The sequence below is a fragment of the Bordetella trematum genome (genome assembly GCF_900078335.1).
GTDB lineage: Bacteria > Pseudomonadota > Gammaproteobacteria > Burkholderiales > Burkholderiaceae_B > Bordetella > Bordetella trematum.
This window is the reverse complement of sequence record NZ_FKBR01000008.1, coordinates 1-20,568: the sequence shown is the minus strand read 5'-3', so window position 1 is coordinate 20,568 and position 20,568 is coordinate 1. Positions and strand designations below refer to the sequence as shown.

Here is a 20,568-nt window from a genome sequence, read left to right as displayed (position 1 = left end):
CATGGCGACTGGCAAGTATCCACGCGTGGCGGTGGCCACGCAGTTCGCGCGCGACGTGGTGCGGGGCAAGGCGCCGTGCTGCCGGTTCATCGTGCTGGCGTGCCAGCGGCACCTGGACGATCTGGCCAAGAGCAAGACGAGGGACTTCCCGTACCGCTTCGACCCGGCCAAGGCCGAGAAGAAGTTGCGCTTCATCGAGTTCCTGCCGCACACGAAGGGCGAATGGGCACGGCTGAAGCAAAAGGTGAAGCTCGAGCCCTGGCAGGCATTCGGCATAGCGTGCACGTTCGGTTGGGTGCGCAAGAAGGACGGCCTGCGTCGCTTTCGAGAGTCCTACTGGGAGGTGCCGCGCAAGAACGGCAAAAGCGTGATCGCCGCCGGCGTCGCGCTGGGCATGTTCTGCGCCGACGGCGAGTTCGGCGCCGAGGTCTACAGCGGTGCGACGACCGAGAAGCAGGCCTGGGAGGTGTTCCGGCCAGCTCGCCTGATGGTGAACCGCACGCCCGAGCTGAAGGATCTGCTGGGCATCGAGGTCAACGCAGGCAACCTGAACCGACCCGAGGACGGCAGCCGGTTTGAGCCCATCATCGGAAACCCTGGTGACGGCTCCTCGCCATCGTGCGCGGTCGTGGACGAGTACCACGAGCACGACTCGGATGACCTGTACGTGACCATGCAGACCGGCATGGGCGCACGCAGACAGCCACTGATGTTCATCATCACGACCGCCGGCGCCAACATCGCCGGGCCTTGCTACGACAAGCGGCAGGAAGTCATCGAGATGCTCGAGGGCCTGGTACCGAACGATGAGCTGTTCGGCTGGATCTGGACCATTGACGAGGGCGACGACTGGACCGACCCGAAGGTGCTGGCCAAGGCCAATCCGAACATGGGTGTGTCGGTCTACGAGGACTACCTGGTGGCACAGCAGCAGCAGGCCATCAGGCGTGCACGCTTCGCCGGGAAGTTCAAGACGAAGCACCTGAACGTCTGGACCGCGGCGAAGTCCGGCTTCATCAACATGGCGAAGTTCATGTCGGCGCCGTGTCTGGATCCAAGCCTGTCGCTGGACCAGTTCAAGGGCTGGGACTGTGTCCTGGCGCACGACCTGGCGTCGAAGGTGGACCTTACCGCGCAGGTGAAGCTGTTCTGGAAGGATATCGCGGGCAAGCGGCACTACTACTGTGTCGCGCCGGCGTTCTGGGTGCCAGAGGATACGGTGCAGGGCACCGAGAACCGCAGGCTTGCGGATCGGTACCAGGCCTGGGTGGCGTCGGAGCACCTGATCCAGACGGACGGCGCCGAGATCGACTACCGCGACGTGCTGGCCGAAGCGCTGGAAGTGAACGAGCTGGCGCCGGTGGTGGCCTGTCCCATCGACCCGCACGGCGCGGCGAACCTGTCGCACCAGCTGGACGACGAAGGGCTGAACCCCATCACGATTATCCAGAACTACACCAACATGGCCGACGCCATGAAGGAGTTCGAGGCGGCGGTGTTGTCCGGGCGGTTCCACCATGACGGCCACCCGATCATGACCTGGTGCGTTGGCAACCTGATTGCCAAGTACATGCCCGGCAGTGATGACGTGATGCGTCCCATCAAGCAGGGCAACGACAACAAGATCGACGGCGCCGTGGCAGTGATCATGGCAATCGGTCGTGCGATGGCCGGCGCCGAAGGGCCCGACCTCTCAGACTTTTTCAACAACGCGGTGATCGGATGAAACATAAAGCGCAGAAGGTTGGTCGGCTCCGCGCCGCGGTGCTCGGCTGGCTCGGCGCGCCGTTCGGCCTCACCGATGTGGACGCGTGGGCCCGGCTGGGCGCAACCAGTTCAGCCGGGGTCAACGTCAACGATCAGAACATCCTGCAGCTGTCAGCCGTCTGGGCATGCGCCAGGCTGATCTCAGAAACTATCGGCACGCTGCCGCTCGGAATGCACGAGCGCACGACGAACGGCAAGCGACCAGCTCCGCAGCATCCGCTGCACTTCATCCTGGGCACGCAGCCGAACGCAGACACGGTGTCGTCGGTGCACTGGGAGGCCGTGGTAGCTGCGATGCTGCTGCGCGGCAATGCTCGGTGCGAGAAGCTGATGGTCGGCGAACGAGTCGTCGGCCTGCAGTTCCTGTATCCCGGGCGGCTGGCTATCACTCGCAGGGCAGACGGGGCGAAGGAATGCCGCTACACCGAAGACGACGGCCGGCAGCGCATCATTCCGGCCTCGCGGATCTGGACCATTCCGGGTTGGTCTCTGGACGGTCAAACCGGCGTGTCGGTCATCAGGTACGGGGCGCAAGTCTTCGGGGCAGCATTGGCCACGGATGAGGCAGCCGCCGGCACGTTCAAGCGCGGCCTGATGCCCACCACCTGGTTCAAATATCCGAAGCTGCTGAAGGACAATCAGCGGGAAGAGGCTCGGACCTTCATCACTGAGCGAGCCTCCGGCGCCATCAACTCAGCCACGCCTCTCATCTTGGAAAACGAGATGGAGGTGGGCACCATCGGCATCAACCCGAAGGATGCCCAGATGCTGGAGTCTCGCGCTTTCAGTGTCGAGGAGATCTGCCGCTGGTTCCGCGTGCCGCCCTGGATGGTTGGCCACACCGAGAAATCCACCAGTTGGGGCACCGGCATCGAGCAGCAGATGATCGGCTTTCTGGTGTTCACCCTGCGCCCATGGCTCAAGCGCATCGAGCAATCCATCGTGAAGGATCTGCTGACGCCCGCCGAGCGGAGCCGCTACTACCCCAAGTTTGCCGTTGAAGGCTTGCTGCGCTCCGACAGTGCCGCCCGTGCTGCGTTCTATAGCGTCATGGTGAACAACGGGATCCTGACTCGCGACGAGGTGCGGGAGCTGGAAGACCGGGCTCCGATGGGCGGCAATGCTGCGGTGCTGACTGTGCAGACCGCTCTCGCACCGCTCGACAGCCTGGGCAGCAACACCGCAGATCAACAGGCCCGCGCTGCAATGGCGAACTGGCTGAAAGACATGATGGCCGCGTCGGCCGACACCTGAGGAAATTCCATGAGCATCAAATCCCTGCCAGCCGCGCCGGGCGGGCGCCCCTGCGCGGCCGTTTCGTCGTATCTGGCGCCACGCGCCCTGGAACGCTGGGACGCCGGCGTGCGCGCCGCCATCGAGTCCAAGGAGGATCGCTCCATCAGCGTGTATGACGTCATCGGCTACGACTGGTGGACTGGCGAGGGCGTTACGGCCAAACGCGTCGCAAGTGCGCTGCGCGGTATGGGCGCAGGCCCTGTGACCGTGAACGTGAACAGCCCAGGCGGCGACATGTTCGAGGGCCTGGCCATCTACAACCTGCTGCGCGAGCACCAGGGTGAGGTGACCATCAAGGTGCTTGGCCTGGCGGCCTCGGCAGCCTCGATCATTGCCATGGCTGGCGACACCGTGCAGATCGCGCGTGCCGGCTTCCTGATGATCCATAACTGCTGGGTGGTGGCTCAGGGCAACCGGCATGACCTGCGGGAGTTCGCCGCCACCATGGAGCCGTTCGACGCGGCCATGGCTGATATCTATGCGGCGCGCACTGGCCAGGAAATGGATGTGGTGCAGCGCCAGATGGACGGCGAGACCTGGATCGGCGGCAGCCAGGCAGTGGAGCAGGGCTTCGCCGACGAGTTGCTTGCATCCGACCAGGTCGATAAGGCAAACACAAAGACTTCGGCCAGCGCAGTGCGCCGTGTCGAGGCCGTCATGCGCGCCGCCGGTCTGCCACGCAGCGAGGCCCAGCGCCTCATATCAGATTTCAAGTCCAGCCTGAGCGATTCGGCTGGCAGCGGTGTGCGTGATGCCACCGGACGCGGCATGGGTCACCCGGCTGCCCTCAGCACCACGGCCGATCTGGCCGCATCTCTCACAACGATCCTCAAGTAAGGAACACATCATGACGCCGGAACAACAAATCGAACAGATCAACGCCAGCCTGAAAACCGTCAGCGACCAGCTGAAGAGCATGGCCGAGAAGGCCAGCGCGCGTGGCACGATGGACCAGGAGCTGCGCGCCGATATCGACAAGACCCTGACCACTCAGGGCGAACTGCAGGCCCGTTTGGCCACCGCCGAACAACTCTTGGCGAAAGTCCAGAATGGTGGCGGCGAGGGCGCTCGGCCGAAGTCGATGGGCGAGCAGTTTACCGAGCGCGAGGACTTCTCTGCTTTCGCCTCCAATCCGCGCGGCAAGTTCCGCGCACCCGTCAGCGCCGAGATCAGCACCACGACGGCCGGCGACCTGGTCGTGCCCCAGCGCGTGCCGGGTATCGTCGCACCGCCCAACCAGCAGCTGCGTGTGCGCGACCTTCTCAGCTGGGGGCGCACCTCGTCCAATGCGGTGGAGTTTGTGCGGGAAACCGGCTTCACCAACAACGCCGCGCCCGTGGCTGAAGGCACCCTCAAGCCCGAGTCGACGCTGACGCTCGAAGATGCTTCGGCGCCCGTGGCCACCATCGCGCACTGGATCCGCGCGACGAAGCAGATCCTGTCCGACGTGCCGATGCTGCAATCGTATATCGACGGACGCCTGCGCTACGGCCTGAAGCTGGTCGAAGACCGCCAACTGCTCAAGGGCAGCGGCGTGGGCCTGAACATCGACGGGGTTTACACGCAAGCCATCGCCTACGCCAATCCTGGCGTGGTCGTGCAAGCCGAGAATCGCCTGGACCGCCTGCGCCTCGCCCTGTTGCAGGCCGAGCTGGCCGAGTATCCCGCGGACGGCATCGTGCTTTCGCCCATCGACTGGACGGCGATCGAACTGCTGAAGGACACGACGAACGGCTATCTGTTCGCCAACCCGCGCTTCGTCACGCAGGCCGGCCTGTGGGGGCGCTCCATCGTCACGACCACGGCCATGGACGCGGGCGACTTCCTGGTCGGCGCCTTCGCCATGGGCGCGCAGGGCTGGGACCGCGAGGACGTGAATCTGACCGTTTCGCTGGAAGACCGCGACAACGTCGTCACCAACCGCGTGACCCTGCTGGTTGAAGAGCGCGTGGCGCTGACCGTGTTCCGGCCTGAGGCGTTCGTCAAGGGCGGTTTCGACGACCTTGATGCGCCGGCCGGCGGTTAAAGAAACAGGGGCGGTGGAGTGCCGCCGCCCAGCTACCAGGAGACCCACATGGAAGTGAAGGCAATTTCTCCCTTCGAGCACATGGGCACGCGCCGCCGTGGTGATGTGTTCGAAGTGTCCGAACGAATCGGCGAGCGCCTGGTCCAGAAGGGCTTGGCGGAGTTCGTCTCGCCGCCCGTCAAGGGAGCCGTATCCAGTGGCCCCGCGGACGACTCCACCGGAACCGGCGAGCCGAGTGGTACTTCGCGGCGCGCACGGGTCAAGAAGGATTGACCATGTCCGTGATCAGCCTAGAAACCGCGAAGCGGTTCCTGGATGTCATTCACAACGCCGATGACGCGAAATTGCAGATGCTGCTGGACAGCGCTGAGGACGAGGCGGTGCAGTACATGAACCGGGGCCTGTTGGAGCCAATCCCCGCCGTAATCATGGTGGATGGCGTGCTCGTAGACGCTGATCCGCTTACTGCGCCGCCAGACAGTATGGTGCTGGGTGTGATGCTGCTGCTCCAGGCCTCGTATCAAGCCAGCCCTGACGATATCGCTAAGCTGCGTGCCGCCGCCGAAGTGAAGCTAGCGCCGCACCGCATTGGATGGGGGGCGTGATGTTGGCTCACAGATTACGTCACCGCGTGACTTTCGAGGCGAAGCGCGAGCCTGTGCGCGACGAAGACGGTTACACGGTGCCTGGAAGCGGCGGGTGGGAGACCGTGGTGCTGGCCGATGGCCTGCGACTCGAAAACGTTCCCGCTGAGGTTCTTACCGGCCCTGGTCGTGAGTTTCAGGGCGGAAGCGCGACTCAGGCCGAGGCCAGTGCACGGGTAAACCTGCGGTGGTTTCCGGTTAGCCCGACCGTGCTTGCGTACTGGCGCCTGCGCTGGGACGGCCAAGTATTCAATATCCAGTCCGCCGAGACTGACGCCACAGCGCGCCGGGAGTGGCGCCTGCGATGCGTGGACGGGCCGAGCGAGGGGCAATGATGGGGCAGCTGGACCGTATTGAAGCCAGTCTGGCTCGTATCGAGGGGAAGCTGGATCTGCTGCTGGAGGTGTTGGCCGCCGATGATGAGCAGGACGCCCCGCCCGCGATGACGCTGGACGGCGAGCTGGCTGGCGAGGCCAGGCCGGAAGGAGAGCCGCTATGAAAGTCGAGGTCAAGGCATCGGGCCTGGACGGCGTGATGGACACGTTGCAAAAGCTGCCGGCAGAAGTTGCCAGTAAGCGGGGTGGTCCGGTGAAGCTCGCTCTCGCGCGCGCGGCTCGGGTGATCCGGGACGAGGCGCGGTCGAATCTTCGAGCTGTTGTTGGCGATAGTGAAGAAACGACTGGGCTGCTGGAGAAGAGCGTGATCGCTTCGCGTGGCAAGGCCCCGCTTGAGGGCAAGGGTGAGCGCTATCTCGTGAGGGTCAAACGGGCGGCCTATGACGGGAAGAAGCTGGGCAAGCGAGAGGGAGCGGGCAAGCGGGTCACGACGCACAAGACCGCTAGCTTGTTGGAGTACGGATCCAGCCATCAGCCAGCAACCCCATGGTTGCGGCCTGCTTTCGTGACGGCCGCACCAAAGGCGCTTTCTGTGTTCGAGACTGCTCTTAAGGCGGGCGTCGATCGGGCTGTTAAGAAGCTGGCAGAACCCAGCGGGGGGCGGTGATGTTCGCTCCTATTCTTCGGACCCTGTCCACGCCGGAAGTTTTGGCCATCGTGGGCAGCCCCGCCCGTATTTATCACTTTGGGAATGCGCCCCAGGGCGTTCTGAAGCCTTACATCACATGGTTTGTTGTGGTCTCGGACCCTTATTCCCATTTGAGCGGCCCACCAGGCGCAGATATGGATGTGATTCAGATCGACTGTTGGGCAGGCCCGGATGATTACCAAGATACCGCCTGCTTGCGCTTGGCTCGGGCAGCTCGGGATGCGCTGGAGCTGGCTGGCCAAAGCTGCCGAGTGATTGCGAACCGCCGAGAGCCGGACACAGGACTGTTCCATATCGGCCTTCAGGTCGATTTCATTCACAACCGATAGCCCGAAAGGGCTTTTTTTTCGAGGTCGATATGACTGCAGGCGTTATCAAAACGCAGGGCACGCATTTGTTCTTGCTCAATACCCTGGCCACACCCGATCCGGTCATCTTGAAGATGGCTTGCCCCACGGGTATCACCGGCCTTGGCGCGGGGGCAAAGTCTCAGATTGACGTCACCTGCCTGGATTCCATCGAGGATCAAGAGTTCATTCCTGGGCTGGGCGCTCCGGGACAGGTGTCGGTCCCTTTCAACTTCATCCCCACGGCTGAGTCGCATCAGGGCGTGCTGACGGACCTGAAAGAGTCTGGCCTTCTGTTGACCTGGGTGGTCGGCTTCTCGGATGGCACTGCCGTTCCGACTTTGGACGTAAGCGGTGGCCTCACGCTGCCGACGGGCCGTACTGCGGCGCAGTTCTATGCCTACATCGCCGAAGTCACGATCGATACCGCGACGAACGATCGGGTTACTGGGACGCTCTCGATTCAACGCTCGGGGAAAGTGACCTGGGCATTCAAACCGGCGGAATAAGGAGGAAGCATGGAGCCGAATAGCCTTCCGGAGGCGCTGTTTGCCAGCGATGCGGTGATCGTCCGCCAAGTGGTGCTGGGCGATGGCAAGAAACACAAACTCTATTTCAAGGCCATCAGCCACGTCCAGTTTGCCAAATGGCTGAGTGAGGTGTCCTCGGCGGATCTTGGCGAGCGTGAGAAGGCCAACAGCCGCCTGATCGCTGGCAGCCTTGTTACCCCGTCTGGGGCGCCGGCCATGACGGCCGAGCAGGCCGACCGCATCGCGCCGGTGGTGGCCCGCCGCCTGGGGGACATCATCGCGGAGATCAACAACTTCGAGGCGATGAAGCCGGGAAACGTCTGACGTCCGGGGGACGCTTCTGGCACATCCTTGCCTTGGCATTGGGGAAGACAGTAGGGGAGTTGCAGGAGACCATGACTCTTGCTGAGTTCAGGTCTTGGCAGCGCTTCTATCAGGAATCCCCATTCGATGACCTGCACAGGTACCACAGGCCGGCGGCGATGTTGGCCCAGGTGATGGCCGGAGGCGATTACCCGGCCCGGCTGGAATGGCTGGTCGGCGATTCAGCGCCTATGCCAGACCCGGTTGAGGGCGGCCTGGCCGGCGGTCAGTTCTCCGAGGCAGACCTGCGCACTTTCGCGGCGCTTGGGCTGCCGATCAAACAGAAGTAGGTGAGTTATGGCAACTGCCGGATCGATCATCATCGATTTGCTGGCGCGTACCGGCAGCTTCGAAACCGATATGCAGCGGGCCGCCCGTTCTTCGCGCAAAGCGAGTAAGGAGGTAGAGAGCGGCTGGGCCGATGCGGCAAGGGCGGTTAAGAGTTCATTGGCCGGCCTTGGGGTGGCTGCGGGTTTCGGTGCCCTTGTTCAGAATACGGTGAACGCTCAGAATGAGCAGGCGCAATTGGCGGCCGTTCTGACGTCTACCGGACGCGCAGCAGTGATGACCGCTGGCGATCTGAACAAGATGGCTGCCGAGATGGAGAAGCTGTCCACTTTCTCCGCCGGCGATGTCAATCAAGCCCAGACCGCTTTGCTCGCCTTTACCGGCATCGCGGCCAACGAGTTTCCGCGCGCGATGCAGGCGGCAGCGGATATGGCTGCTCGCACCGGGATGACGATCAAGGCAGCGGCGGAGACTGTCGGCCGGTCGCTCGACGTTCCCTCTGAGGGGCTGGCGTCTCTTTCTCGGCAGGGCTTTCGTTTTACGGCTGAGCAAAAAGCCCTGGTTGAGCAGCTGGAGCAGACCGGACGAATTGCTGAGGCGCAGGGCGTCGTCTTGCAATCCTTGGAAGAGAGCTACGGCGGCGCAGCGGTTGCTGCGCGAGACACGTTGGGAGGGGCCCTGACTGGCTTGCGCAATACGATCTCATCGTTGTTGACGGACGATTCTGGGCTTGGTGGACTGCGCAATGCAGTCGAGTTTCTGAATGACGCGCTCGGGTCAGATGCGGCGAAGGCGGGCATTCAGGCGCTTGTCGTCGGTATTGGCGCGCTGTCGGTCGCCGTTGGTGCCAGGTTGGCGGCGGGTGCTGTTAAGAGTGCCCTGGGGTTTATCTCGCTCCAGCTGGCGGCCGCGCGGACCGCTGTGACTCTTGCCGGGGTAACTGGCGCGAGCGGTCCGGCAACGGCGGGGCTGACGGCGCTTGCGCTTGCCGGCCGGGCGGCCAGTGGCGCGTTGGCGTTTGTCGGCGGACCTATTGGGGCCATCGTTCTGGCTATCGGTGCAGCTGGTTATGCCTGGTCGCAGTACGGCCGTGATGCCCGTGCGGCTGCTTCGGCCGGCGCTCGAGAGGTGGCAGATACCAAGGGCGGCATTGACGAACTGGTTGCCTCGTTTCAAAAGCTGAACACCCTTCAGCGTCAGCAGGTCGTCAACATCAAGACCAGTGAGCTGGATGCGGCGCTCAAGGCGAGTCGGACTGCGATTTTCGATCTGGGCAATGCGTTTGAGCCGTCTCTGGCAGAAGGAACGAGGGCGGCGGCAAAGTACCGAGCCGATTTCACTGCCGAAATCAAAGCCGTGGCTTCTGACACCAGCCTGTCCGCCGAGCATATGGCTGTCGCCATGTCGGGGGTGGTTGAGTCTTATATCGCGTCTGGGCGGGCGAGCGAGTCGAGCCGGGGGCGTCTGGTTGAGTTGGCCCAGAAGGTTGTCGAGGCTTCAGGCAACGTGGCTGGCTTGCGCCAAGAAATCGATGCGCTGACCGATGCGCAGGCCAGGGCGGCGGGCGGGGTCGGCCCTGTTGTCGACGGCCTGGATAAATTCCGGACTGCGTATGACCAGTTCATGAAGCAATATGCCACTCCCGCGGAGCGGTTTGCCGCCGCCGAGAAAGAATGGCGTGAGAGGCTGGGGCCGTTGTACGACAGTGACGCGCAGAACCGGTTGCGTGCCAGCCTGCTGCCCCGCGGTGGCGGCCAACAGACAAGCGAGGTGCAGGGCCTGGTCAAGCGTCTTGAGGAGCAGCGTGCCACCCTCGGCATGACCGCTGACCAAGCCGAGCGTTACAAGATCCAGATGGCTGGCGGCTCTGAGGCTGCTCGCGCGCACGCCTTGGCCCTGTTCGATCAGATTCAGGCGTGGAAGGCCGCAGATGCGGCGATCACCCAGGCATCTGAGTCGGCTCGATACTTCTCCGCAATTCAGCGGGACATTGACGCCTATCGCGCAGCCCGCAATGTGGATGTTGCCGGGGTGGGGCTTTCTGACCGTCAGCGAGAGCTGATGGAGCAGGAGGCTGCGATTCGGCAGAAGTATGCCGAGGATCGGGTGCGCCTGGAGGAGGCCCAGCAGGTAGAGAGCACCAGGCTCGATGACGCCAACTACCGCGCCAGGATTGACGCTCTTCGAGTTGCGGAGCAAGAGAAGGTTGGCATTCTCCTGGAGAGCGCTGAGCGCAAGCTTGAGGCTGAAGGGTCTTGGACCTTGGGGGCGCGACAGGGCCTGCAGGAGTATGTCGACAGTGCTGCGAATATGGCCGGGGCAATGGCCGACGCGATGCGGGGCGCATTCCAGGGCATGGAAGATGCGCTGGTCCAGTTCGTCACCAAGGGGAAGTTGAATTTTAAGAGCTTGACCGAATCAATACTGGGGGACCTTGCTCGGATCGCTATCAGGCAGGCGATCATCGGGCCTATCGCCGGGGCGTTGTCAGGAGTCTTTACTGGCGGTGCTTCCGCGAGTGGTGGCGTTGGGGCGGCGACGGCTGCGGATGTATCGGCTGCTGGTGATGGCCTGATGTTCTTCAGTGCTGGTGGCTACACAGGCGATGTGCCCAAGGATCAGGTTTCAGGGGTTGTTCACGGGCAAGAGTATGTGTTGAATGCCGCCGCCACAGCAAAGCTTGGCAGATCCACGTTGGACGCGCTCAATGCGGGGGCAACCTTACCCAATGGATCTAGCGCTCCACCGCAGCTCGTGATGGGCGGCGTGGCGCCTGGGGCGCAGTTTTCCATGGGGGACGTGCATGTATCGGTAGTTATTCAGGGCGATGGTGCTGCTGACGTGCAAACGAATGGTGGGCCAGAGAACTTCGGCCATGGGCTGGCGGATGCCATTCGTGCTTTTATCCAGCAAGAGTTTGTTCGGATGTATCGCCAAGGCGGCGTTGCCTGGGATAGTCGCAATAACCGAATGGCGGGGGCTTACTGATGGACTATGAACGGTTTGGCTGGTCGCCCCGGCTTAACCCCACGGGCGATGTTTCTTTTCGCAGCTTAGAGGCACGGTTCGGCCAGGGCTATGTCCAGCGCGCAGGCGATGGGATCAATCCTCGGTCCGAGTCTTGGCCGTTGCAGTTCGCCGGCTACAGCGGAAAGGTGGCTCCGATCAAGGACTTCTTGGACCGGCACTGGGGGCGGATCCCTTTTCTTTGGACGCCACCGCTTGGTACCGAGGGGCTGTATGTGGCCAAGGGCTACTCGTTGAATCCGCTGGGCGGCGATATTTACATTATCTCGGCCACGTTCGAGCAGGAGTTCCGACCGTAATGGCAATCCAAAAAATCAATACTAGTCAGCCCAATGACCGGAGGGGGGACGATGCGCGCGTTTCCTTCACTAAGGTGAATGCCAATTTCGCGGAGCTGGACACGCGCGCTACTGCTGCTCAGAACACGGCTGATGCCGCGAAGGCCAAGGCAGATGCGGCTATCCCCTCGGCCTCGAAAGACCAGGCGTCGGGTGTGGCTGGTTTGACGCCAGACAGGGCAGTGGGTCGTCCTGTTCAAGTAGCGCAGATGCCTGTCGGCTTAACCAGCACAGGTGGGCCGGTGTCGTCCAATAAACGTCAGGTGGTGTCGGTCGGGACGGCGGTCAGCGAGGCAGGGACTGCACAACCGCCGCGCTATCTGATCTTCAAGTGGAACAGCGCCGGGCACACAATGTTCAGAGTGGAGATTGCTGGGTATGTGAATGCAACCGCATCACTGGTTTATGCCCAGCTGGCGGGATACATCCAGTCATCGGGGAGCATCCTCAATGTGACTCTCAGTCATTTTGGGAACAGCCGGCCGCCGATTGGCATGTGTCGTCGAGGGGTGAATCAGAACTGCATCGTAATTGACCTGCAGGGTATTTCCTATCCCGCCATATCAATCATTGACGCGCAGTTCGCTTACCCAGGATCGACAGACCTGGCGATGATGTCGTTTTCCCATGAGTTCGTGGATACCATTACTGAGCCAATTGTCTGGGGAGTGGATGCGGGTCCAGCGGCATCTTATGTACGCCCCGACGAGGTGGCTAGGGCGGTCGATCGTGGCTTCTTGGCGGAAGGTGCGAATTTGAATCAGCTGCTCACTGAAGGGGTTCACAAAATCAGTAGCGGGGTGGTTGGCGCCTCTCTTGTCGGTGGCCCTTCGTGGTTGAAGGCGGTGGCCGGCAGCGTCACGGTTACCCGTGGCGGAAACGGTGTCTTCATACAAGACTTGATTCAGACAGTCGGAGCGCGGGAGGGCGTGGAGAAATCGACACGCTACATCACTGCGTCGGCTCAGTCTGTGTGGCAGAAAGCCGTGTTTGAGGATACCGTGTTCGCCGCTTTGAGGATGGCCTCTTATACGAAAGCTACTGTTCCTTCCGCCTCTGCGAATTCCGGGGCGGTGGTGCATGTGTCAAATGCAGCAGGCGGTGCGGCCCTCGCTGTGTCGAATGGAACAGCTTGGATTTCTCAGATTACCGGAGCGGAAGTATGACGCAGCCTTACCTGTATGAAATTCTCATCCGTGGCGCTTCCTCGGGCATTGCTGGAGCGCACGTAGTTTATGCCGCTGACTCCGTGAATGCGCTGACCGGCGAGACGCGCACCGATGTGGGCGCCGCCCAGCCAGTCGTTTTGCAGGACCCTTTGAATGCGATTTTGGGGGAGGTGACGGTTAAGGCCATTCAGGAGAACGATGCTCTGAAGGCGACGGTGAGCCGTCTGAATGACGAGCTCCTCGCTCGATCGTCCGAGCTAGAAGCGATGCAGTTGGCATTGACTGAGGCGCAAGCCCAGTTGGCTGGTAATCCCTAGCCGCATCTGCTGAATTTTGGAATGGAGGCCCGCGAAAAAGCGGGTTTTTTTATGCCTATCAATTCCGACGTACAGCGGCTGAGTCCTGGCAACAGGGTGACGCTATTTGAGCTTGACTGCACTGCCATCGGTGGTGATGTGTTGCGTTTTCACGGTTATCCGCAGCAACGCTCGATCTTCTGGAAGGGTGCCGAATACCGGCCCTGGGCCATTGAGGCCAGGGACTTCGAGCGGACCGGCGAAAGCCGGCAGCCGTCGCCGACGCTTGCGGTGGGGAATATCGGCGTGGCTGCCAACGGTGAGTCGGTGCCGGGCGTGATCTCGTCTATGTGCCGGGCGCTGGGTGATCTCGTGGGCGCGGTGCTGACCGTGCGGGAAACCTTCGAGCAGTATCTCGATGCGGCGAACTTCCCTGGCGGCAACCCATCGGCAAATGCAAATCAGGAGCTGCCGACCGAGGTCTGGGTCATCGAGCAGAAGACCATGGAAAGCCCGGAGATTGTGGAGTTTGAGCTGTCGAACAGCTTGAGCTTTGACGGGCGCAAGCTGCCAGGTCGTCAGATCACGGCCGGGATATGCCACTGGCTCTGGATCGGCGGCTACCGTGGGCCGTACTGCGGCTACACGCACAACGCTTACTTCGATGCGCAGAACGACCCGGTTCGAGATCCAGCGCTGGATCGCTGTGCGGGCCTGGTGAGTTCTTGCCAGTTGCGCTTTGCGGCGGCTCAGGGCGTGAAGCCGGTAGAGGCCGTGGTGAATTTCGGCGGTGCGCCGAGTGCTGACAGGTTGCGATGATGTTGAAACGAACGATACGCGCCATTCAGGCGCACGCCATCGCCGAGTACCCGCGCGAGGCTTGCGGGCTGGTTGTCATGGTGGGGAGATCCGAGCGCTACTTCCCATGCCGCAATCTGGCCCCGGGTAATGACCATTTCAGTATGTGCCCGGATGACTGGGCGGCGGCTGAAGACTTGGGTCGCATCGCGTTGGTGGTGCATTCCCATCCAGAGGCGAGCGCAGCGCCATCGGCTGCGGATCGCGTGTCTTGTGAGGCACATCGGCTGCCTTGGCTGATCGTCGAAGTGCGCAAGGGCGATGACGGCCTGGTGGTCACAGGCGAAATGCGTAGTTTTCGGCCAGAAGGGTATCAAGCGCCGCTTTTGGGTCGCCCCTTTGAGCATGGGGTACTCGACTGCTACTCGGTTATCCGCGATTGGTATCTGCGCGAGCGTGGCATCGAGTTGCTTGATTTTGAGCGCGCCGACGGCTGGTGGCACGGCGAAGATGAGCTGTATCTCGATCAATTCCAAGAGGCCGGCTTTCGCCCGTTGCGGGCAGGCGAAGCCATGCAGACCGGGGACATGATTCTGATGCAGCACATGAGTGCCCGGACGAACCACGGCGGGCTGTACCTGGGCGATGCGCCGCTTAGCGAAGCCCCGGGCCTGCATCCGATACCCAACGCCATGCTGCATCACCTCTATGGCCGGCCTTCAGAGCGGGTGGTGTACGGCGGGTACTGGCGAGACATTACCCGGCTGGTGGTGCGATATGAAGGGAGGGGCGTATGAGCGCTACCACGCTACGAACTGTGCGCCTCTCTGGCGAGCTGGGGGCCAAGTTCGGGAAAGTCTACAAACTGGCCGTCTGCAGCGTTGCCGAGGCGGTCGCGGCACTCTGTGCCGTTGTGCCTGGCTTCGAGGCTGAGTTGCTTGGGGCTGAAGGGCGAGGGGTCCGATACGCTTGTTTTGTTGCTGGGCGCAATGTCGGCGAAGCGCAGCTTGAGGATATTGCCGATGGCGATATCCGCATTGCTCCTGTTCTGTCTGGTTCGAAGAATGGTGGTTTGTTCCAAGTTGTTCTCGGGGCGGCGTTGGTGGTTGGCGCTGGTCTGGCGATACCCGGTGGCGGGGCGTTTGCCGCCCTTGGCGCAGGCGGCTTTGCGGGTGCGGTGGCCGGGGTCGGGATGGCCATGTTTTTTGGGGGGATCGTGCAGCTGATTTCCCCGCAGCAGCGCGCTGTATCCGCACGGGATAACCCCGAAAACGGCGCGAGCTACAACTTCAATGGCGCGGCCAACACGACTGCTCAGGGCAACTGCTACCCCGTTCTATACGGGGAATTGTTCGTCGGCAGTCAAGTGCTGTCGGCCGGCATTTACGCAGAGGATCAAGCGTAGATATGTCCAAGCGAATCAAACGAGGGGCGCCACCGAGCGCCCCTTTCTCATTGGCGCCAGGGCTTGCTGGTGGGCTGCGCCGGGGCGGCGTTCGGATCATCGGCCATGGGGGCGGGGGAAAAGGGGGCGGCAAGGCGCGTGCGCCCGTAGAAGCGCCCGATAGCCTGCACAGTATCTCTTATGCCAAGGTTCTGGATGCCGTGTCTGAGGGGCCGATTGTTGGTCCTGTGCACGGCTGGGATGAGCTGTTGCGGGATATCTACCTGGACGAAACCCCTGTTCAGAACGAGGACGGCACGCTGAATTTCGAGGGGGTTGTGGCGGACTTCCGCAGCGGCACGCAGGATCAGGACTACATCCCCGGCTTTCCCGCTTCGGAAAGCATGATCGGGGTCGGCGTGGAGCTGCGAGCTGATCAGCCGTTTGTCCGGCAACTGACAAACACGGCGCTGTCGGCCGCGCGTATCACGCTTGAGTTTCGGGGCCTCACTTCCGCCGACACGAAGAAGGGCGATATCAGCGGCTACCGCGTGGAGTACGCAATCGACGTACAGACTGACGGCGGGGCTTATGTCACGGTGTTGCAGGCCGCTGCCGACGGCAAGACGACGTCGAGCTATTCCCGCACGCATCGGGTTGATCTGCCGAAGGCAACGAACCGCTGGAATCTGCGGGTGCGCCGTCTGACGCCCAACGCAAACAGCGCAACCGTGGGCGACACGACTTTCGTGCATTCCATTGCAGAGGTCATCGATGTCAAGCTGAGGCATCCGATGACGGCACTGGTAGGCCTGCAGGTCGACGCCAGTCAGTTCCAGTCTGTGCCGGCGCGCGCCTACCACTTGCGTGGCCGCATCCTCTCTGTACCGTCGAACTACGATCCCGAGCGCGGCAATTATGCGGGGGTCTGGGATGGCACTTTCAAGCAGGCATACAGCAACAATCCGGCCTGGGTCTTTTACGACATTGTCTCGAACGACCGCTACGGGATGGGAGCATTCATCCCGGCCGGCAAGCTGAGCCAGCTGAAATGGAGCCTCTACCAGATTGCGCGCTACTGCGATGAGCTGGTTCCCGATGGCCTGGGTGGCCAGGAGCGCCGATTCACGTGCAACCTCTATCTCCAGTCGCAGGCCGATGCCTGGCGGGTGATTAGCGATATCGCTGGCATTTTCCGTGGCATGGCATATGAAACCGGCGGAGCGATTCTCGCGGCGGCCGATATGCCTTCGGATCCGGCCTACAACTATTCCGCCGGCAACATCATCGGCGGGCGTGTGACCTACACCGGGTCGCCGCTCTCGACGCGGTACACGCTGGCCCGCGTGAGCTGGACCGACATGTCGGACATGGGCCGTGCCAAGGTCGAGGTTGTGACGGATCAGGAGGGCCAGGCCCGATATGGGATTCGGCCCTTGGATATCACGGCGTTCGGTTGCTCTTCGCGGTCGCAGGCGATTCGCGCTGGCCAATGGGCGTTGCTTACCTCGCGGCTGGAGACCCAGGTGGCGCAGTGGCAGGTGGGGATGGACGAAGCGCTGGTCGCGCCGGGCAAGGTTGTGCGCCTGGCTGACCCCCATCTGGCAGGCAGGCAGATCGGTGGCCGCATTCATGCTGCGACTGCGACTGAGGTGACGGTCGACGTGCAGATCGGCGTGCGGCCGGGTGACCGCCTTGTCGTGAACCTGCCCAGCGGGATCAGCGAGTCTCGTACCGTGTCTGATGCGGTTGGCCACTTCCTGACGGCGGACAGCACCGAGTGGACGGCGGATAGCACAGAGATCACGGCTGACATGGTTGGTTTGCCTGGCTCCACGCTCAAGATCGTGGTGACCCAGCCGTTTTCCGAAGTGCCGGCACCCGAAGCAGTTTGGACGCTGGAGTCGGAGGACCTGTCGGTCCAGTTGATGCGGATCCTGTCTGTTGCCAAGAAGGACGGCATTGTCGCTGAAATCAAAGCGACTCAGTACGAGCCGAGCAAGTTCCCGGCGATTGACCACGGCACGAAGCTGGACCCCCTGCCCGTGACGGTCATTCCGCCGTCTGTGCAGCCGGCCCCAGGCCAGGTGCTGCTGACTTCCCGTTCCGTCATTGACCAGGGTATTGCTCGGCATGACGCGACGATCAGCTGGTCCGCCGTCAGCGGTGCGACGGCATACCAGGTCCAGTGGCGTCGGGATAACTCGGACTGGATCGAAGGGGGGCGCACGGGATCTTGCGAACTGGACCTGGCCGATATCCGCGCTGGGGCATATGTTGCCCGCGTGCGAGCGATCAATGCCGCCAATGTGCCGTCCATCTGGGCCGTGTCGCAGGAGACGGTGCTTGAGGGTGACCTTGCGCCGCCGCCGGCGGTGCCGCTGTTGACCGCAAAGGGCATTGTCTTCGGCATTGAGCTGGGTTGGGCCTTCCCCGAAGGGCCTTTGGCGCTGGAACATACTGAGCTGCGCTACTCCAGCACACCGAGCTTTGATGATGCGATTCCGCTGGGGGTGTTCCCGTACCCCCAGCGAGGGCACACACTGATGGGCCTGTCTTCTGGTCGCCGGCTGTGGTTTTGGGCGCGGTTCGTAGACCGCCTTGGGCTGCCTGGCCCGTGGTTCCCCGAGGCCGGCGCTGGGATCTTGGGCGAAGCGAGCGCGGATGCCTCAGAGATTCTTGACTACATCAAGGGTCAGATTGACCAGACGATGCTTAGCGCCGAGCTGAAGGGGGAAATTGCCGAGATCCCAGGGCTGAAATCAGGGCTGGCTCAGGAAATCGCAGATCGCACGCTCCAGGGCCAGCAGCTGGGCGCGGCCATTACAGCCGAGGAAGACGCGCGCAAGGGCGAAGACGAGGCGCTCGCGCGCCGCGTTACGGCCGTTGCCGCGAAAGCTGACGCGAATGCCGCAGCGATTCAGGTGGAGGAGGAGGCGCGGGCCAGTGCCGATGAGGCGCTGTCTCAACGGGTCACTACCGTGGCTGCCTCGGCTGCTGCTGCGGATACCAAGGCGAACGGAGCGCAGCAGGCGGCGCAGGCTGCATCTGATCTGGCGGGTGGCAAAGGGAAAGTGCTTTACGGCACGAGCGCGCCCGCTGCTGCTGACAGGCAGTCGCAGAATCTGTGGATTGATACGTCTGGAGGGGCCAACACGCCGAAGCGCTGGAACGGCTCGGCCTGGTCGGCGGTGACCGACAAGGTGGCAACCGATGCCGCCGCCGCTGCGGCAGCTGCCCAGCAAAGTGCGCTGGCCAACGCGGCGGCTATTCAGCGCGAGGAATTGGCCAGGGCGGATGCTGATAGTGCGCTAGCGCAGAGCATCACGACTGTATCGGCGGCCACCTCTGCTGCCGACGGCAAGGCCCAGGCGGCACAGGATGCGGCGCAAGCGGCTTCGGATCTCGCCGGCGGGAAGGGAAAGGTCATCTTTCGCAGTAGCGCGCCGGTCGCGGCCGACCGTCTGCCGCAAAACCTATGGATTGACACCGCAGGCAATGCGAACACGCCCAAGCGCTGGAACGGTAGCGCCTGGGTGGCCGCGACTGACAAGGCGGCTACCGACGCGGCCGCTGCAGCCGCAGCGGCCCAGCAGGGGGTTGCAACTAACGCGGCAGCGATTCAGCAGGAGGCGACTGCGCGGGCCAACGCGGATGGCGCTCTGAGCCAGCTGATCGACACAGCGCAGGCCACCGCAGGCGATGCAAAGGCTTCGGCTCAGCTTGCCCAGACTGCTGTGGCAAGCACTGACGGCAAGCTGGCGGCGATGACCACCATCAAGACACAGGTGACAAGCGGTGGCAAGCCGTTCATGGCTGGCATTGGCGTGGGGGTCGAAAACGACAACGGCTTGCTGACCAGCCAGATCCTGCTGTCGGCGCAGCGTGTTGCGGTGCTCGATGAGGCCAACGGGGGCGAGTCTGTTCCTTTCGTCATCCAGGGCGGGAAGACCTATATCAATCAAGCGCTTATCGGAGACGCCTGGATCCGCAACGCGATGATTGAGAGCCTTCGGGCAGAGAAGGTAACCGCTGGAGAGATGAGCGCAGAGCGGATCGAGTCGAATTCGCTGAAGTCAAAGTTGGCGAATTTCGATACGGCCTACATCAAGACTGCGCACATTGGTCTGGCAGAGGTCGACACCCTACGGCTCAAGTCTGGGGCGGTGGTTGCGGGGAATGTGATGTCGGTCTACATCGCAGTCGGGCGAACCTCGGGGACGAACTGGCAGCAGGTCACCATTGATATTCCCTACGGCGCTTCTGGGGTCCTGATCTTCTGGGATTTGTCTGTGTCGGGTGGCCCGTGGTCAAACCAGCTGGAAATTGGAACAAATCTCTACGGAACGATTTTGTCCGGTACTGGGGATGCTGCCACCTATGCATCTTGGGGGGATAAGAGCTTTTATGTCGGGGGCAGCGTAGCGAGTGGATCTCAGTTGACATTGACGGTGTACGGCCAGCGACCACGTGACGGGACTTGCTACACCACCGGCAGAGTGAATATTTTGGTCATTCAACGATGAGGTGACACATGGGAGCAAACGAAGGCCTGTCCGCCGATTCATATCCCGATGATTTCTATGGCCAGTGGACCATGTTCGACAAGACGACCGGACAGGCGATGTACGTCGTTACCTGCCCGTGGGCGACCGCAGTCTCTACTGCGGTCGTCGCAGGACTGGGCGCTGCGTTCGGGGCGGCAGATCCAGACCGGCACCTCGTCATCGACGGGCAGTTTGTTGAGCGTGCGAGGATGCCCATCGTTGTGGAGGGTCTGCGACTCAGTAGTGTCCCGTTCCCCGCATGCCTGACGATTGAAGGGCAGGGCATGCCGGATATCGAGGGGCCCACTGTCGAGTTTGATTTTTTGCCGGGCGACTCGTACGCAGTTGAAATCCGACGCGATCCGTACCTGCCGTGGCGGCACACTTTTTCGCTGTAAGGGGGGCGCTTTGAAGATCAAGTTTCGCAGGGACTATCGCGAGCTGCGCCGAGCGGCGTACCCAAGCATTGGGGATCAACTGGACGCCGTCATGAAGCTGGCGCAGCACTTGCAGGGCGCCGGCATGACTTTGCCTGACGAAGTTTCCGCCTGGGTTGAGTCCTGCCAGCGCGTTAAAGACGCACATCCGAAGTAACCGATCTGCCGCAGTTCTACCCGCCACGTGCGGGTTTTTTTTCGTCTACAGGGAGGGCAGCAATGCAAACCCATCAAAGGAGCAAGTGTATGGAACCGAGTACCACGGGG

General features: G+C 62.3%; 23 protein-coding genes. All 23 read left to right on the top strand.

All coding sequences use genetic code 11. The annotated features are described in order from the left end of the window. Position 1: 1 nt before the first annotated feature. The 23 genes from A7V84_RS02355 (at position 2) to A7V84_RS02250 (ending at position 20,458) form a co-directional block, all read left to right on the top strand. Positions 2–1,726 carry a terminase large subunit gene (locus A7V84_RS02355; protein ID WP_063491450.1) on the top strand — a complete coding sequence of 575 codons (1,725 nt, stop codon included), beginning with the start codon at positions 2–4 and terminating at the stop codon, positions 1,724–1,726. After that, positions 1,723–3,021, top strand: coding sequence for a phage portal protein (locus A7V84_RS02350; RefSeq protein WP_063491449.1), 1,299 nt, complete (start codon positions 1,723–1,725; stop codon positions 3,019–3,021). Before A7V84_RS02355 ends, A7V84_RS02350 begins: the two co-directional genes overlap by 4 nt. Positions 3,022–3,030: 9 nt before the next feature. Beyond that, positions 3,031–3,900 carry a head maturation protease, ClpP-related gene (locus A7V84_RS02345; RefSeq protein WP_063491448.1) on the top strand — a complete coding sequence of 290 codons (870 nt, stop codon included), beginning with the start codon at positions 3,031–3,033 and terminating at the stop codon, positions 3,898–3,900. A gap of 10 nt (positions 3,901–3,910) precedes the next feature. Then, a complete protein-coding gene (locus A7V84_RS02340; protein ID WP_063491447.1) occupies positions 3,911–5,089 on the top strand; it encodes a phage major capsid protein in 1,179 nt (392 codons plus the stop codon). Positions 5,090–5,137: 48 nt separating this feature from the next. Continuing rightward, positions 5,138–5,362 (top strand): hypothetical protein, encoded by a 225-nt coding sequence (locus A7V84_RS02335; RefSeq protein ID WP_063491446.1) that lies wholly within the window; start codon positions 5,138–5,140, stop codon positions 5,360–5,362. Between the two features lie 2 nt (positions 5,363–5,364). Beyond that, positions 5,365–5,694 carry a head-tail connector protein gene (locus A7V84_RS02330; RefSeq protein ID WP_063491445.1) on the top strand — a complete coding sequence of 110 codons (330 nt, stop codon included), beginning with the start codon at positions 5,365–5,367 and terminating at the stop codon, positions 5,692–5,694. Beyond that, positions 5,694–6,068 (top strand): head-tail adaptor protein, encoded by a 375-nt coding sequence (locus tag A7V84_RS02325; protein ID WP_063492528.1) that lies wholly within the window; start codon positions 5,694–5,696, stop codon positions 6,066–6,068. The genes A7V84_RS02330 and A7V84_RS02325 overlap by 1 nt, the downstream gene beginning before the upstream one ends. Further along, positions 6,065–6,232: a hypothetical protein gene (locus A7V84_RS21000; RefSeq protein ID WP_156507927.1), complete on the top strand. Its 168-nt coding sequence runs from the start codon at positions 6,065–6,067 to the stop codon at positions 6,230–6,232. The genes A7V84_RS02325 and A7V84_RS21000 overlap by 4 nt, the downstream gene beginning before the upstream one ends. Then, a complete protein-coding gene (locus tag A7V84_RS02320; RefSeq protein ID WP_063491444.1) occupies positions 6,229–6,735 on the top strand; it encodes an HK97-gp10 family putative phage morphogenesis protein in 507 nt (168 codons plus the stop codon). Before A7V84_RS21000 ends, A7V84_RS02320 begins: the two co-directional genes overlap by 4 nt. Beyond that, positions 6,735–7,106: a DUF3168 domain-containing protein gene (locus A7V84_RS02315; RefSeq protein ID WP_063491443.1), complete on the top strand. Its 372-nt coding sequence runs from the start codon at positions 6,735–6,737 to the stop codon at positions 7,104–7,106. The genes A7V84_RS02320 and A7V84_RS02315 overlap by 1 nt, the downstream gene beginning before the upstream one ends. A 29-nt stretch (positions 7,107–7,135) precedes the next feature. Continuing rightward, complete coding sequence (locus A7V84_RS02310; protein ID WP_063939967.1) at positions 7,136–7,633, top strand: phage tail tube protein; 498 nt, start codon at positions 7,136–7,138, stop codon at positions 7,631–7,633. 9 nt (positions 7,634–7,642) lie between these two features. Then, the gene (locus A7V84_RS02305) at positions 7,643–7,978 is read left to right on the top strand and encodes a hypothetical protein (RefSeq protein ID WP_063491441.1); all 336 of its coding nucleotides are present in this window, start codon (positions 7,643–7,645) and stop codon (positions 7,976–7,978) included. A gap of 71 nt (positions 7,979–8,049) precedes the next feature. After that, positions 8,050–8,307: a phage tail assembly protein T gene (locus A7V84_RS02300; protein WP_063939966.1), complete on the top strand. Its 258-nt coding sequence runs from the start codon at positions 8,050–8,052 to the stop codon at positions 8,305–8,307. Positions 8,308–8,314: 7 nt separating this feature from the next. Next, a complete protein-coding gene (locus tag A7V84_RS02295) occupies positions 8,315–11,293 on the top strand; it encodes a phage tail tape measure protein (RefSeq protein WP_063491439.1) in 2,979 nt (992 codons plus the stop codon). Beyond that, the gene (locus A7V84_RS02290; protein ID WP_063491438.1) at positions 11,293–11,631 is read left to right on the top strand and encodes a phage tail protein; all 339 of its coding nucleotides are present in this window, start codon (positions 11,293–11,295) and stop codon (positions 11,629–11,631) included. Before A7V84_RS02295 ends, A7V84_RS02290 begins: the two co-directional genes overlap by 1 nt. Further along, positions 11,631–12,836, top strand: a complete 1,206-nt coding sequence (locus A7V84_RS02285; RefSeq protein WP_063491437.1) for a hypothetical protein — start codon at positions 11,631–11,633, stop codon at positions 12,834–12,836. Before A7V84_RS02290 ends, A7V84_RS02285 begins: the two co-directional genes overlap by 1 nt. Beyond that, the gene (locus A7V84_RS02280; RefSeq protein WP_063491436.1) at positions 12,833–13,156 is read left to right on the top strand and encodes a hypothetical protein; all 324 of its coding nucleotides are present in this window, start codon (positions 12,833–12,835) and stop codon (positions 13,154–13,156) included. Before A7V84_RS02285 ends, A7V84_RS02280 begins: the two co-directional genes overlap by 4 nt. 21 nt (positions 13,157–13,177) lie before the next feature. Further along, complete coding sequence (locus A7V84_RS02275) at positions 13,178–13,954, top strand: phage minor tail protein L (protein ID WP_231940122.1); 777 nt, start codon at positions 13,178–13,180, stop codon at positions 13,952–13,954. After that, the gene (locus tag A7V84_RS02270) at positions 13,954–14,730 is read left to right on the top strand and encodes a C40 family peptidase (RefSeq protein ID WP_063492526.1); all 777 of its coding nucleotides are present in this window, start codon (positions 13,954–13,956) and stop codon (positions 14,728–14,730) included. The genes A7V84_RS02275 and A7V84_RS02270 overlap by 1 nt, the downstream gene beginning before the upstream one ends. Beyond that, positions 14,727–15,338, top strand: coding sequence for a tail assembly protein (locus A7V84_RS02265; RefSeq protein WP_063491435.1), 612 nt, complete (start codon positions 14,727–14,729; stop codon positions 15,336–15,338). The genes A7V84_RS02270 and A7V84_RS02265 overlap by 4 nt, the downstream gene beginning before the upstream one ends. Before the next feature lie 2 nt (positions 15,339–15,340). Continuing rightward, positions 15,341–19,843: a TipJ family phage tail tip protein gene (locus A7V84_RS21400; protein ID WP_082832910.1), complete on the top strand. Its 4,503-nt coding sequence runs from the start codon at positions 15,341–15,343 to the stop codon at positions 19,841–19,843. Between the two features lie 8 nt (positions 19,844–19,851). Beyond that, the gene (locus A7V84_RS02255; protein ID WP_063491433.1) at positions 19,852–20,262 is read left to right on the top strand and encodes a hypothetical protein; all 411 of its coding nucleotides are present in this window, start codon (positions 19,852–19,854) and stop codon (positions 20,260–20,262) included. A 10-nt stretch (positions 20,263–20,272) separates the two neighbouring features. Then, positions 20,273–20,458 (top strand): hypothetical protein, encoded by a 186-nt coding sequence (locus tag A7V84_RS02250; RefSeq protein ID WP_063491432.1) that lies wholly within the window; start codon positions 20,273–20,275, stop codon positions 20,456–20,458. Positions 20,459–20,568 lie beyond the last annotated feature (110 nt).

Excerpts from the sequence above, each read along its gene's own strand:
- A7V84_RS02350 (WP_063491449.1), top strand. The coding sequence starts at position 1,723 with ATGAAACATAAAGCGCAGAAGGTTGGTCGGCTCCGCGCCGCGGTGCTC.
- A7V84_RS02290 (WP_063491438.1), top strand. The coding sequence starts at position 11,293 with ATGGACTATGAACGGTTTGGCTGGTCGCCCCGGCTTAACCCCACGGGC.
- A7V84_RS02270 (WP_063492526.1), top strand. The coding sequence starts at position 13,954 with ATGTTGAAACGAACGATACGCGCCATTCAGGCGCACGCCATCGCCGAG.
- A7V84_RS02285 (WP_063491437.1), top strand. The coding sequence starts at position 11,631 with ATGGCAATCCAAAAAATCAATACTAGTCAGCCCAATGACCGGAGGGGG.
- A7V84_RS02305 (WP_063491441.1), top strand. The coding sequence starts at position 7,643 with ATGGAGCCGAATAGCCTTCCGGAGGCGCTGTTTGCCAGCGATGCGGTG.
- A7V84_RS02275 (WP_231940122.1), top strand. The coding sequence starts at position 13,178 with ATGGAGGCCCGCGAAAAAGCGGGTTTTTTTATGCCTATCAATTCCGAC.
- A7V84_RS21400 (WP_082832910.1), top strand. The coding sequence starts at position 15,341 with ATGTCCAAGCGAATCAAACGAGGGGCGCCACCGAGCGCCCCTTTCTCA.
- A7V84_RS02265 (WP_063491435.1), top strand. The coding sequence starts at position 14,727 with ATGAGCGCTACCACGCTACGAACTGTGCGCCTCTCTGGCGAGCTGGGG.
- A7V84_RS02355 (WP_063491450.1), top strand. The coding sequence starts at position 2 with ATGGCGACTGGCAAGTATCCACGCGTGGCGGTGGCCACGCAGTTCGCG.
- A7V84_RS02255 (WP_063491433.1), top strand. The coding sequence starts at position 19,852 with ATGGGAGCAAACGAAGGCCTGTCCGCCGATTCATATCCCGATGATTTC.
- A7V84_RS02320 (WP_063491444.1), top strand. The coding sequence starts at position 6,229 with ATGAAAGTCGAGGTCAAGGCATCGGGCCTGGACGGCGTGATGGACACG.
- A7V84_RS02340 (WP_063491447.1), top strand. The coding sequence starts at position 3,911 with ATGACGCCGGAACAACAAATCGAACAGATCAACGCCAGCCTGAAAACC.
- A7V84_RS02310 (WP_063939967.1), top strand. The coding sequence starts at position 7,136 with ATGACTGCAGGCGTTATCAAAACGCAGGGCACGCATTTGTTCTTGCTC.
- A7V84_RS21000 (WP_156507927.1), top strand. The coding sequence starts at position 6,065 with ATGATGGGGCAGCTGGACCGTATTGAAGCCAGTCTGGCTCGTATCGAG.
- A7V84_RS02330 (WP_063491445.1), top strand. The coding sequence starts at position 5,365 with ATGTCCGTGATCAGCCTAGAAACCGCGAAGCGGTTCCTGGATGTCATT.
- A7V84_RS02345 (WP_063491448.1), top strand. The coding sequence starts at position 3,031 with ATGAGCATCAAATCCCTGCCAGCCGCGCCGGGCGGGCGCCCCTGCGCG.
- A7V84_RS02325 (WP_063492528.1), top strand. The coding sequence starts at position 5,694 with ATGTTGGCTCACAGATTACGTCACCGCGTGACTTTCGAGGCGAAGCGC.
- A7V84_RS02315 (WP_063491443.1), top strand. The coding sequence starts at position 6,735 with ATGTTCGCTCCTATTCTTCGGACCCTGTCCACGCCGGAAGTTTTGGCC.
- A7V84_RS02280 (WP_063491436.1), top strand. The coding sequence starts at position 12,833 with ATGACGCAGCCTTACCTGTATGAAATTCTCATCCGTGGCGCTTCCTCG.
- A7V84_RS02300 (WP_063939966.1), top strand. The coding sequence starts at position 8,050 with ATGACTCTTGCTGAGTTCAGGTCTTGGCAGCGCTTCTATCAGGAATCC.
- A7V84_RS02335 (WP_063491446.1), top strand. The coding sequence starts at position 5,138 with ATGGAAGTGAAGGCAATTTCTCCCTTCGAGCACATGGGCACGCGCCGC.
- A7V84_RS02295 (WP_063491439.1), top strand. The coding sequence starts at position 8,315 with ATGGCAACTGCCGGATCGATCATCATCGATTTGCTGGCGCGTACCGGC.